This is a genomic window from Burkholderia sp. BKH01, from assembly GCF_025685725.1.
Taxonomy (GTDB): domain Bacteria; phylum Pseudomonadota; class Gammaproteobacteria; order Burkholderiales; family Burkholderiaceae; genus Burkholderia; species Burkholderia pyrrocinia_C.
In genome coordinates, this window is sequence record NZ_JAOTQT010000003.1 from 448545 (window position 1) to 459728 (window position 11184).

Below are 11184 nucleotides of genomic sequence, written 5' to 3' on the forward strand. Positions count from 1 at the left end.
GTGGGGAAAGAGTCGCGAAATCGGGCCGCGCGGGGCGCGGTATCGAATGCCCAGTCTCGTCTTCTGCTATATATCCGTCAAATTGATCTAAAATCGTAGAGTCAATAAATACGGCAAATGATGGAGGCTACGATGACGTCGGTCGATCATCTCGATCTGAACCTGTTGCGTGTGTTCCAGGCGATCGTCGAGGAACGCAGCCTGACGAAGGCCGGCGAGCGGCTCGCGCTGTCGCAGCCGGCCGTCAGCTATTCGCTCGGCCGGCTGCGTACGCTGTTCGACGATCCGCTGTTCGTGCGCACGCGTTCGGGCATGCAGCCGACGCCCGTCGCGCTCGAACTCGCGGGCATCGTCGGCAAGGCGCTCGACATGGTGCGCGCGGCGCTGCGCTACGCGGAGCGCTTCGATCCGGCCACCAGCACGCGCACGTTCAGGCTGTCGCTGTCGGACGCGGGCGAGATGGCGTACCTGCCGGCGATCTGCCAGGCGCTGCGCGAGCGCGCGCCGCGCGCGACGCTGAGCGTGCAGCCGATGCCGGTGGAGGAGATCGAGGAAGCGCTGCGCGCGAGCCGGCTGGATTTCGCGATCGGCAACCTGCCGGAGCTGATGCCGCGCACGCGCCATCAGGTGCTGTTCGAGGAAACCTACGTGTGCATGACGGGCCGCCGGCGCGGGTTGCCGGCCGGCACCGCGCTGAATCTGGAACAGTTCGTGAGTGCCGCGCACGTCAACGTGAAATCGGTCGAGCACAGCCACCACGCGCTCGACGACGCATTGCGCGCGCAGGGCGTGGGCCGCAACATCGCGCTCGAAGTGCCGCACTTCGTCGCGCTGCCGAGCGTGCTGTCTGTCACGGATCTCTATGCGACGCTGCCGAAGCGGCTCGCACGGATCCTGAACCGCGACAACGCGTTCCGGCTTTACGAGCTGCCCGTGACGCTGCCGCCCGCGCCGGTGACGATGCACTGGCACGAGCACTTCCATGAGGACGAAGGCAACGCATGGATGCGCGCGCTGCTGGCCGAGATCGTCGAGCGTTTCGACGACGCGTGACGGCCGGGCCGCGCGCGGCGGGTGCCGCGTGCGCGCGTCAGAGATCGAGAACCAGCACCGCCGAGCGCGCGCGCGACACGCAGCAGCAGATCACCGTGTTGCTCGCGCGTTCGGCCTTGCTGAGGCAGTGGTCGCGATGATCGGGCTCGCCGTCGACGACGGGCACCATGCAGGTGCCGCACACGCCTTCGCCGCATGACGTGTCGACCTCGATACCGATCCGCGCGAGCGCGTCGACGATCGACGTGTCCGGTGTGACGCGCACCGATTGCCCACTGCGCTGAAGGCGCACTTCGAAGCCGTCGGCCGGGCCGGTGCTCGCGTTGGCATCTGCATTCGCATCGGCGGTTGCGGCGGCTGCCGCGAAGCGTTCGAGATGAATCGAATCCTCGGGAATGCGCATCGCAGCCGCCGCGACGACCGCATCCATGAACGGCCCCGGGCCACACGTGTACACATGCGCACGCACATCGATCGATTCGACGCAGCGGCGGAGTTCGGTCGCGAGCGCATCGGGCTCGACGCCGTAGTGGAACGTCACGTGCGACGCGAACGGCTCGGCCAACAGTTCGTCGACGAATGCCGCGTGCTCGCGGCTGCGCGCGAAGTAATGCAGCCGGTAGCGCGCGCCGCGCTTGTGCAGCGCATACGCCATCGACAGCAGCGGCGTGATGCCGATGCCGGCCGCGATCAGCACGTGTTCGCTCGCGTCGTCCGTCAGACGAAACAGGTTGCGCGGCGCGCCGATCGTCAGCTCTGCGCCAAGCGTCACGTCGTCGTGCAGCGAACGCGAGCCGCCGCGCGACTGCGCTTCCTTTTTTACCGCGAACAGGTAGCTGCCGCGCTCGTCGGGGTTGCCGCACAGCGAGTATTGCCGCGTGATGCCGGACGGCGCGGTGACGTCGATATGGGCGCCCGGTTCGTACGCGTCGAACGGCTGGCCGTCGACGCGCGAAACCCGGAAACAGCGGATGTCCTGCGCCGCGTCGATCAGCGCGTCGATCCGGACCTGGTGGCGGTTCGCTTGCATGAAAAATTCCGTGGGGTAAGAGGAAGGCGGCGCGGCAGATACCGCGCCGTCATGCGATCGAGAATAGGGATGGGCATCGCATAAATCAAATCGATTAAAAAGCGATGCCGGAATCAGTGGGGCAAATAATCGCTGGTTGCTGGTTGCTGGTTGCTGGTTGCTGGTTGCTGGTTGCTGGTTGCCAGCCGCCGATTTCCGATTTCCGGTTGCGATCAGCGTCGGCGATCGACGATCAGCGCGCAGCGATCGCTTCACCGGCATCGGCCGCCTGCGGCGCCTCCACCAATGCATGACTTCGTTCGCGATCGAGGCTGCGGCGATAGTGCCGGCACCCGGCGGCGAGCAGCAGCGCGGCGAGCGTGGCCGCCGCGACGTTGACGATCGACATCGAATGGCCGACCGCGGCCGGCGCGCCGAACACGCGATCGGTGAACAGCGCGACGACGGTCGTGCCGATCCCGAGCGCGATCAGGTTCGACACGAGCAGGAACAGCGCGGAGATCTGCGCGCGCATCTGGTTCGGCGCGAGCGTCTGCATCGCGGCGGTCGACGTCGGCATCGGGAACGATGCGAAGAACATCGCGACGACGAGCATCGCGAGCGACGACGGCAGGTGATCGAGCTGCGTGAACAGCGTCGCGGGGATCACCATGCACGCGGCGCCGATCGCGCCGGCGCGCATCGGCGCATCGCTGCGGCCGCGGCGCAGCAGCCAGTCGTTGAGCCAGCCGCCGCAGAACACGCCGGCCGTGTTCGCGACCAGCAGCACGATGCCGAGCGTGTAGCCGGCTTCGACGGCCGTCATCCCGAAGCGGCGGATATAGAACGCGGGCGTCCAGCTCAGCAGGCAGTACAGCGTCATCGCGTAGAACGAGAAGCCGAGGTAGTGGCACGTGAAGGTCGCGCGGTGCGTGCCGACGAAGCGCAGCGAATCGCGCATCGACACGCGCCGCACGGCGCCCGAGCGATCCTGCGCGAGCCCCTTGCGCTGCGGGTCGCGCACGGTGGCGGCGAACAGCAGCGCGACGAGTAGCCCCGGCAGCCCGACGATCAGGAACGTGACCTGCCACGCATGCACCTGCCCGACGACCGGCAGCGTGAACGCGCTCGCATGCTTGAGCAGTGCGATCACGTAGCCGCCGATCAGGAACGCGACGCCGCCGCCGATGAACGAGCCGAGCGAATACACGGCGATCGCGCGCCCGAGCTTCTCCTTCGGGAAGTAGTCGGCGAGCATCGAATACGCGCCGGGCGACAGCGCAGCCTCGCCGACGCCGACGCCCATCCGCGCGACGAACATCTGCACGAAATGCTGGCTGAGCCCGCACGCGGCGGTCGCGACGCTCCACAGCGCGATGCCGATCGAGATGATCCGCGGGCGCGCGTAGCGGTCGGCGAGATACGCGACGGGCAGCCCCATCACCGCATAGAACAGCGAGAACGCGAAGCCGTTCAGCAGGCTGAACTGCGTATCGGAAAGGTGCAGGTCGCGCTTGATCGGTTCGATCATCAGCACGAGGACCTGACGGTCGACGAACGAAAAGACGTACGCGAGCATGCAGATGACGACGACATACCATTCGTACGTATAGCGCTTGCCGTCGGCAGCGCGGGCCGTGAATGCGGACATGCGGATTCTCCAGGAGCGGGCGGTGGAAAAGCGCGGCAGCGGCCTTGCGGGCCGGGCGCCGTCGCGGCGCGAAAGCGTGCGGGTGACACGATCGGAGACGCAGCGTAGTCGGCCAAATTCGGCCGCCATAGCCGGAGTGACAGCCGCGCCACACGGGCATCTACCGACCCGGATAAAGAAAACACCAGGGCCGTGCGCGCGGGCCGCCGCGCAGCGCATGTGCGGCGGGGCGCGCGCGCATCATGCGGCGCATCTATAAGCGATATAGATCGCATTGCGTCGACGTCCGAAATTGTCGTTCCTAGACTCGGCCCGTTTTTCATTGGCAGCGTTGGTCGCTTGCGGCGAACGCGCTTCACACCACACGGCGCGATGTCGACAGGCGCCGGCATTTCTACGGGACGACGAACATGAACCATCCGAACGGGCGGGCCGACCGGCTTGCCGTACCGCTTGCGGCGCTGCTCGCCTGCATCGCGCTTCCTGCGTTCGCGCAATCGAGCGTGACGCTCTACGGCCGCATCGACACCGCGGTCGAATACGCGAACGCCGGACCGAACCACGTGACGCGCATGGGCAGCGGCAACCTGTTCGCGACGCAGTGGGGGCTGAAGGGCGTCGAGGATCTCGGCGGCGGCTACGCGACGATCTTCAAGCTCGAGGACGGCTTCAACGCGGCGAGCGGCGCGCTGTCGAACAGCAGCGCGCTGTTCGGCCGCGAAGCGTGGGTCGGCATCACGGGGCCGTTCGGCGGCGTGCAGTTCGGCGAGCTCTACACGATCGTGCACACGACGCTCGTCACATACAGCCTGCCCGGCCTCGGTGCGGGGCTCGCATGGGGCAACGCGACGAACAACTTCGTCGGGCCCGCGTTCCTGCGCGTGCGCAACTCGATGCGCTATACGTCGCCGCGCTATGCGGGCTTCATGCTGCGCGCGATGGCCGCGCGCGGCACCAACGGCGCGGCCGGCCAGCCGGCGACGCTGGGCGATACCTACGGCGCGGGCCTCAACTACGCGCGCGGCGGGTTGTCGGTGGATGTCGACTACATGCAGCAGAAGTTCAGCCCGGTTGCCGCGTCCACGCTGCGCGACACGAGCCCGGCCGCGAACGGCAACTACACGGTCGGTGCGATTTCGTACGACTTCAACGTCGTGAAGGTCGCCGCGCTGTACCTGCGGCATCGCGGCGGGCCCGACGTCGCGACCGCGATCGACAGCCAGAGCGCGTATCCGCACAGCGACATCATGGAACTGAGCGCGACGGTGCCGATCGGGCGTGCGTCGCTGCTGCTGAGCGTCGGCCATTACCGGAAGGTCGCGGACAGCGAAGGCAACGCCGATTCGTACGGCATCCGCTTCGACTATCCGCTGTCGAAGCGCACGGTGCTGTACACCGGCGCCGCGATGGTGCGAAACGGCGCGCATGCGCGCTTCGTCGTCAACGGCGCGGCGGGCGGCGGCGTCGCGGTCGCCAAGCCGGGCGCGACCGCCAGTTCGATCGTCGCGGGCATCCTCACGTCGTTCTGATCGCTCCGGCCACGCCGGCCGGCCCGCGCCGGCGTGTGTCGTCATGCGCAGGCCGGCGGCTGCGGCGCGAGCCATGCGTCGAACGGCGCCTGCTGGCCGATCTTGAACAGTTCGAGCAGCAACGCGCGCAGCCAGCGATGGCCGGGGTCCGCATCGAAGCGCCGGTGCCAGTACGCGTTGACGGGCCATTCGCAGGCGCCGGCGATTTCGTACAGCACGCACGGCTGCCGCGCCGCGAACGTGATCGCGATCGTCTCGGGCAGGATCAGCGCGTAATCGCCGTCCTGCAGCAGCGCGGGCACCACCATGAAATCGGGCAGCGCCGCGCGTACGCGCGGCATCAGCCCGTGCCGTTCGAGCAATTGCATCGACTGCGGATGCGACGTGACCGCGACGAAGCGCAGCGCGTCGGGCGCTGCGCCGTCGAGCACGAAATCGTCGGGCAGAACGACGCGCTGCGCGGTGCGGCGCGGCATCAGCAGCACGCAGCGCTCGTGCAGCAGCGCGGCGCGCTGGAAGTGGCTCGACGCGTCGGCGAAATGACCGAGCGCGAAATCGATGCGCCCCGATTCGAGCGCGACGTTGAGCTGGCATTCGTCGACGTGCAGCGTCTCGATCACGGCGCCCGGCGCACGCCGGTCGAATTCTGCGAGCAGCGTCGGCAGGAACGCGCTCGCCGCGAAATCGCTCATGTGCAGGCGAAACACGCGCTGCGTGCTGTCGGGCGCGAAGCGCGAGCCTTCGTCGAGCACGTCCTGCAGGATCGCAAGCGCCTTGTCGACCGATAGCGCGAGCCGTTGCGCGCGCGGCGTCGGCTCGACGCCGGTGCCGGTACGCACGAACAGCGCGTCGCGGAACATCAGCCGCAGCCGGCCGAGCGCGTAGCTGACGGACGGCTGGGTGACGCCGAGCCGCAGCGCCGCGCGGCCGACGTGCCGCTCCTCGTAGACCGCGCGAAACGTCTTCAGCAGGTTGAGATCGAGATCCTGCACGCGCAGGCCGTCGGGCGCGTCGCCGTCGTGCGGCACGGGGTCGGCGCGAGCCGGGGCCGCGGGGCGGCCGGTTGCGGGATGCATCATCGTGGTTTCCTCGCGGTGACGGAAGGCGCATGGCCGTAACGTCGCGCATACGCCTTTGCGAAATGGCCGAAGCCATGGATGCCGTGCGCGATCAGCACGTCGGTCACGCTGCGCGCGTCGCCGCGTTGCAGCGCCGCGTGCACGGCGGCGAGCCGGCGCTCGCGCACGTACGCGGCCGGCGTGGTGTGCAGGAACGCGCGGAACGCGTGCTGCAGCGTGCGCGGTGCGACGCCGGCGACGGCCGCCAGCGCGGCGAGCGCGAGCGGTTCGCCGAGATGCGCGTCGACGTGGTCGCACGCGCGGCGCACATGCGCGGGCAGCGGCGGCGTGCCACGGGCGAGCGTGTCGCTGTACGAGTGCGGCAGGTGCGTGAGCAGCAGCGACATCAGCCACGCGGTGAGATCGGCGCCGAAGGTTGTCGCGGCCGTACCGATGCCCGGTTGCGCGCCGAGCCGGCACAGGTATTCGAACGTCGGCAGCACGAGCGCGGCGCCCGCGCCGGTGCCGCCGGCCGCGAGTTCGAACTGCAGCGGACGCGTCAGCGTCGCGTGCAGCATGTCCTGCAGCTTGCGTTCGAGCGCGCCGCGTTCGAGCCGCAGCACGAGGTTGCGGCAATCGGGGCTCGTGCTCAGGCGGCTCGCGAGCGCGGGCGACGACACGGTCAGCTCGCCCGGGCCGGCGCGCGCGACGACGCTGCCGGCCTGCAGCTCGCAGGCTCCGGCGAGCGTCAGCCTGAACAGGAAGTGATCGGCGTCGCCGCCGAAGTCGATGCGCGTTTCGCGGCCGTAGCAGAGTTCGAGCAGCGCGCCGTGATGCAGCGGCACTTCGTACAACTCCGCGCGAAACGGATCGCGGCCGCGCGCGGCCATCCGGTGCGGCCCGAGCCGGTGCGCGACCGCGCGTTCGACTTCGTCGGGCGCCTGCAGCGTGCCGAGCCGGTTCGGCGCATGGCGGGAAAGGGCAATGTCCATTCATGGACCTCGTATCGGATGCGTTGGCGCGGCTTCATGCGCAGCGCCGCGATTGCGTTGCGCGAACCGGCGCGTCGTTGCGCGTTTTGAAGCGACGCGGCGGGGGCGGCCGCGTAGTCTCGGAAACACTCGATCAACCGGAGACGACGATGAAGGTATGTGTACTGGGCGGCGGCCACGGCTGCCATGCGGCGGCCATCGACCTGTTCGAGAAGGGGCACGACGTGACGTGGTGGCGGCGCGACCGCGAACCGCACGCGCGGCTGCGCGAACTCGGCACGTTGAACGTGACCGACTATCGCGGCAAGCGGTACGTGCCGCTCGGTGATGCGCCAGGCGCGATCCGCCTGACCGACGATCTCGAAGCCGCGCTGCGGGGCGCACGGCTCGTCGTGGTGCCGCTGCCGGCCACGTCGCACGATGCGCTCGCCGCGCGGGTCGCGCCGTTGCTGGAGGACGGCCAGGTCGTGTTTTTGCCGCCCGGCACGTTCGGCAGCTTCGTGTTCGCGCGTGCGGTGGCCGATGCCGGCAACCGTTCGCGGGTCGCGTTCGCCGAGACGGGCACGTTGCCGTACCTGGTGCGCAAGCACGGCGACAACGATGTCGTGATCAGCGCGTATGCGACGCGGCTGCCGACCGGCGTGTTCCCCGCGAATGCGGCCGGCTGGGCGTTCGACGTGCTGCGCGCGGGCTATCCGTCGGTCGAGCCGGTCGAGGATGCGTTGTCCGGCGCGCTGATGAACGCGGGGCCCGTGATCCATCCGCCGCTGATCCTGATGAATGCGGGGCCGCTCGAACACTTCGACGCATGGGACATCCACAACGAAGGCACGCAGCCGGCGATCCGTCGCGTGACGAACGCGCTCGATGCCGAACGCATTTCGGTGCGCGAAGCGCTCGGCTATCGCGCGCCGCATTTCCCGCTCGCGGACCACTACGCGGCCGAAGGCGACGAATGGATGTACGGGCGCGGCGCGCACGGCAAGCTGACCGATAGCGGCGACTGGCGCGAGAAGATCGATCTGCGCACGCATCGCTACATGCTCGAGGACACCCGGCTCGGGTTGTCCTTCATCGTATCGTGCGGAAGCTGGGCCGGCGTGCCGACGCCCGTCGCGCAGGGGCTGCTGAGCATCGCGAGCGCGGTCGCGGTGCGCGATCTGTATGCGGAAGGCCGCACGCTCGAGCGGCTCGGGCTCGCGGCGTTGTCGACCGACGCGATGCGTGCGCTGCTCGACGCGGGGTACGCGGCATGAGCGCGGCAGCCGATGTGACGCGCGTGCATGTGCTCGGCGCGGGACGCATGGGGCAGGGGATCGCGCTCGTGTTCGCGTACGCGGGCCTCGACGTGACGCTGGTCGACTTCAAGCCGCGCGACGCGGCCGGATGGCGCGCATTCGAGAATCGCACGCACGACGAGATCGCGCGGCCGCTGCACGCGCAGGTCGCGCTCGGTCGCATCGATGCCGTGCAAGCCGACGCCGTCGTCGCGCGCATCGCGCTCGTTGCGCGGGACGGCGCGGCGGATGCCGTGCGTCGCGCGGATATCGTGTTCGAGGCGCTGCCCGAAGTGCTCGACGCGAAGGCCGACGCGCTGCGCTGGCTCGGCGAGCATGTCGATGCGCGCGCAACGATCGCGTCGACGACGTCGACGTTCGTCGTCACCGAGTTGCAGCGCCATGTCGCGCATCCTGCTCGGATGCTGAACGCGCACTGGCTGAACCCCGCGCTGCTGATGCCGCTCGTCGAGATCAGCCGCAGCGATGCAACCGATCAGTTGGTGGTCGACCGGCTCGCCGCGCTGCTCGAACGCGTCGGCAAGAAGCCGGTGATCTGCGGGCCGGCGCCCGGCTATATCGTGCCGCGTATCCAGGCGCTCGCGATGAACGAGGCCGCGCGGATGGTCGAGGAAGGCGTCGCGAGCGCGCGGGAAATCGACACGGCGATCCGCACCGGCTTCGGCCCGCGTTTCGCGGTGCTCGGGTTGCTCGAATTCATCGACTGGGGCGGCTGCGACATCCTGTACTACGCGTCGAAGTACCTGGCCGGCGAGATCGGCCCGCGCTTCGCGCCGGCCGCGAGCGTCGTGCGCAACGTGGAGGCCGGGCGCGACGGCGTGCGTACGGGGGCCGGGTTCCACGACTATGCGAACGTGGATGTGCCCGCGTACATGCGGCAGCGGCTCGGCGAATTCGCACGGCTGCTCGACCACCTCGGGCTCGCGCCGGCATTCGACGGTGCGCGTCGGGAGGGCGGCAAATAGGCGGCGCGTCGGGGGGGTAAGCGCGAGCGGCGGCACGTGCCGGGAACGGCCGTGCCGGCCGCCACCGTGTTTACCGCCCGCCGGTGCGGATCGGCCCGCTTGCGCGGATCGAAGCATCATGGTCACGCCGTGTCGGTAGAGGCGGCAACGGGAGCGGCCCTCACGATCCGCGTTTCGCGCATGACGCACAGCGTCGCGACGGTGACGAGGCCGAGCGCGACCAGGAACAGCGACACCGGCCACGACGCGTGATAGCGCGCGAGCAGCGCGGTTGCGATCAGCGGCGACATCCCGCCTGCGAAGATCGATGCGACCTCGTGCCCGAGCGCGACGCCCGAGTAGCGCACCTCGGTGCTGAACAGTTCGCCGACGAGCGCGGGCAGCGTGCCGATCATCGCGCCGTGGCTGACGGCCGTACCGACCGTCAGCGCCAACCATACGAGCGGCGTCGCACGCGTGTCGAGCAGCCAGAAGAACGGAAACGCGCACGCGACGAGGCTCAGCGCGCCGATCAGGTACACGGGCTTGCGGCCGATCCGGTCGGACAGCCGGCCCCATGCGAGCATCGCGCCCATCTCGACGATCATCGCGATCATCACGCCGGTCAGCATCACGCCGTTCGGAATGCCGACGTATTTGCCGTAGACGAGCGAGAACGCGAGGAAGATGTACGCGCCGCCGTTCTCGGCCACGCGCAGCCCCATCGCAAGCAGGATTTCCTTCGGGTGACGGCGGATGCATTCGACGATCGGCAGATGCGTGTGCGCGCCGCGCTTGCCGGCCTGCTCGAAGTCGCGGCTTTCCGGCAGATGGCGGCGGATATAGATGCCGATCGCGAAGATGGCGATGCTCGCGAGGAACGGCAGCCGCCAGCCCCACGTGCGGAACGCGTCATCGGGCAGCGCCTGCGCGGCGAGAAACGCGGCCGACGACAGCACGAAGCCGCCGCCCACGCCGAGCTGGCTCCACGCCGCGTAATAACCGCGCTGCTCGGGCGGCGCGTTCTCGCTGATCATCAGCACGCCGCCGCCCCATTCGCCGCCGGACGCAATGCCTTGCAGCAGGCGCAGCACGACGAGCGCCGCGGGCGCCCACAGGCCGACCTGCGCGTAGGTCGGCAACAGGCCGATCGCGAAGGTCGACGCGCCCATGATCAGCAGCGTCCATACGAGCGACGCCTTGCGCCCGTAACGATCGCCGACGTGGCCGAACACGATCCCGCCGAGCGGCCGCGCGACGAAACCCAGCGCGAACGCCGCGAACGCGGCGAGGCTGCCCGCGAGCGGCGACGCGCCGGGTGGGAAGAACACGTGGCCGAACACGAGCGCCGCGGCCGTGCCGTACACGAAAAAGTCATACCATTCCATCGCGTTGCCGGCGACGGAGGCAATGACGATCCGGCGAAGCTGCCGGTCGGCGAGCGGCCGGGCGGCGCTCGGGGACTGCACGGTGTCGGTCGGGTACATGGCGGACTCTGAAGGGGGAGGCGGGCGCGTGCCGTCTTTGCAGCACTGCGGGCTAGTGTTGTCGGCACCGCCTTCCCGGTCAAATCCGCAGAAAAAGGGGAGTGTCATCACTCCCGCAAATGATGGTCGCGCCGGGCGCGCGGCCGTGCCCGCGCCCGGCACG

Annotated in this window: 9 protein-coding genes; 4 read left to right on the forward strand and 5 right to left on the reverse strand. The window is 69.1% G+C overall.

Features of this window, described 5'->3' with window-relative positions:
• The first annotated feature begins 132 nt into the window (after positions 1–132).
• Positions 133–1053, forward strand: coding sequence for a LysR family transcriptional regulator (locus tag OEJ37_RS07695; protein ID WP_263343813.1), 921 nt, complete (start codon positions 133–135; stop codon positions 1051–1053).
• 37 nt (positions 1054–1090) lie between these two features.
• Here the strand turns inward: OEJ37_RS07695 and OEJ37_RS07700 are convergent, their stop codons facing one another.
• Positions 1091–2083 (reverse strand): PDR/VanB family oxidoreductase, encoded by a 993-nt coding sequence (locus tag OEJ37_RS07700; protein ID WP_263343815.1) that lies wholly within the window; start codon positions 2081–2083, stop codon positions 1091–1093.
• A 232-nt stretch (positions 2084–2315) separates the two neighbouring features.
• A complete protein-coding gene (locus tag OEJ37_RS07705; RefSeq protein ID WP_263343816.1) occupies positions 2316–3713 on the reverse strand; it encodes a spinster family MFS transporter in 1398 nt (465 codons plus the stop codon).
• A gap of 410 nt (positions 3714–4123) precedes the next feature.
• On the opposite strand from OEJ37_RS07705, the gene OEJ37_RS07710 reads away from it, so the two are divergent.
• The gene (locus OEJ37_RS07710; protein ID WP_175917497.1) at positions 4124–5242 is read left to right on the forward strand and encodes a porin; all 1119 of its coding nucleotides are present in this window, start codon (positions 4124–4126) and stop codon (positions 5240–5242) included.
• A gap of 41 nt (positions 5243–5283) precedes the next feature.
• Here the strand turns inward: OEJ37_RS07710 and OEJ37_RS07715 are convergent, their stop codons facing one another.
• Together OEJ37_RS07715 and OEJ37_RS07720 are read right to left on the reverse strand one after the other, a co-directional pair.
• Positions 5284–6321 carry a LysR family transcriptional regulator gene (locus tag OEJ37_RS07715; RefSeq protein WP_174420706.1) on the reverse strand — a complete coding sequence of 346 codons (1038 nt, stop codon included), beginning with the start codon at positions 6319–6321 and terminating at the stop codon, positions 5284–5286.
• On the reverse strand, positions 6318–7292 hold the full coding sequence (locus OEJ37_RS07720) for an AraC family transcriptional regulator (RefSeq protein WP_263343818.1): 975 nt from the start codon (positions 7290–7292) through the stop codon (positions 6318–6320). The genes OEJ37_RS07715 and OEJ37_RS07720 overlap by 4 nt, the downstream gene beginning before the upstream one ends.
• Positions 7293–7441: 149 nt before the next feature.
• On the opposite strand from OEJ37_RS07720, the gene OEJ37_RS07725 reads away from it, so the two are divergent.
• Positions 7442–8548 (forward strand): NAD/NADP-dependent octopine/nopaline dehydrogenase family protein, encoded by a 1107-nt coding sequence (locus tag OEJ37_RS07725; protein ID WP_263343819.1) that lies wholly within the window; start codon positions 7442–7444, stop codon positions 8546–8548.
• Entirely contained in the window at positions 8545–9555 is a 1011-nt protein-coding gene (locus OEJ37_RS07730) for a 3-hydroxybutyryl-CoA dehydrogenase (RefSeq protein WP_263343820.1), read from the forward strand. The genes OEJ37_RS07725 and OEJ37_RS07730 overlap by 4 nt, the downstream gene beginning before the upstream one ends.
• 122 nt (positions 9556–9677) lie before the next feature.
• Here the strand turns inward: OEJ37_RS07730 and OEJ37_RS07735 are convergent, their stop codons facing one another.
• Positions 9678–11021 (reverse strand): MFS transporter, encoded by a 1344-nt coding sequence (locus OEJ37_RS07735; RefSeq protein ID WP_175943552.1) that lies wholly within the window; start codon positions 11019–11021, stop codon positions 9678–9680.
• Positions 11022–11184 lie beyond the last annotated feature (163 nt).

Bases quoted from the DNA above. Each gene is read 5' to 3' on its own strand.
- OEJ37_RS07725 (WP_263343819.1), top strand. From the start codon at position 7,442: ATGAAGGTATGTGTACTGGGCGGCGGCCACGGCTGCCATGCGGCGGCC.
- OEJ37_RS07710 (WP_175917497.1), top strand. From the start codon at position 4,124: ATGAACCATCCGAACGGGCGGGCCGACCGGCTTGCCGTACCGCTTGCG.
- OEJ37_RS07705 (WP_263343816.1), bottom strand. From the start codon at position 3,713: ATGTCCGCATTCACGGCCCGCGCTGCCGACGGCAAGCGCTATACGTAC.
- OEJ37_RS07720 (WP_263343818.1), bottom strand. From the start codon at position 7,292: ATGGACATTGCCCTTTCCCGCCATGCGCCGAACCGGCTCGGCACGCTG.
- OEJ37_RS07715 (WP_174420706.1), bottom strand. From the start codon at position 6,321: ATGATGCATCCCGCAACCGGCCGCCCCGCGGCCCCGGCTCGCGCCGAC.
- OEJ37_RS07735 (WP_175943552.1), bottom strand. From the start codon at position 11,021: ATGTACCCGACCGACACCGTGCAGTCCCCGAGCGCCGCCCGGCCGCTC.
- OEJ37_RS07700 (WP_263343815.1), bottom strand. From the start codon at position 2,083: ATGCAAGCGAACCGCCACCAGGTCCGGATCGACGCGCTGATCGACGCG.
- OEJ37_RS07730 (WP_263343820.1), top strand. From the start codon at position 8,545: ATGAGCGCGGCAGCCGATGTGACGCGCGTGCATGTGCTCGGCGCGGGA.
- OEJ37_RS07695 (WP_263343813.1), top strand. From the start codon at position 133: ATGACGTCGGTCGATCATCTCGATCTGAACCTGTTGCGTGTGTTCCAG.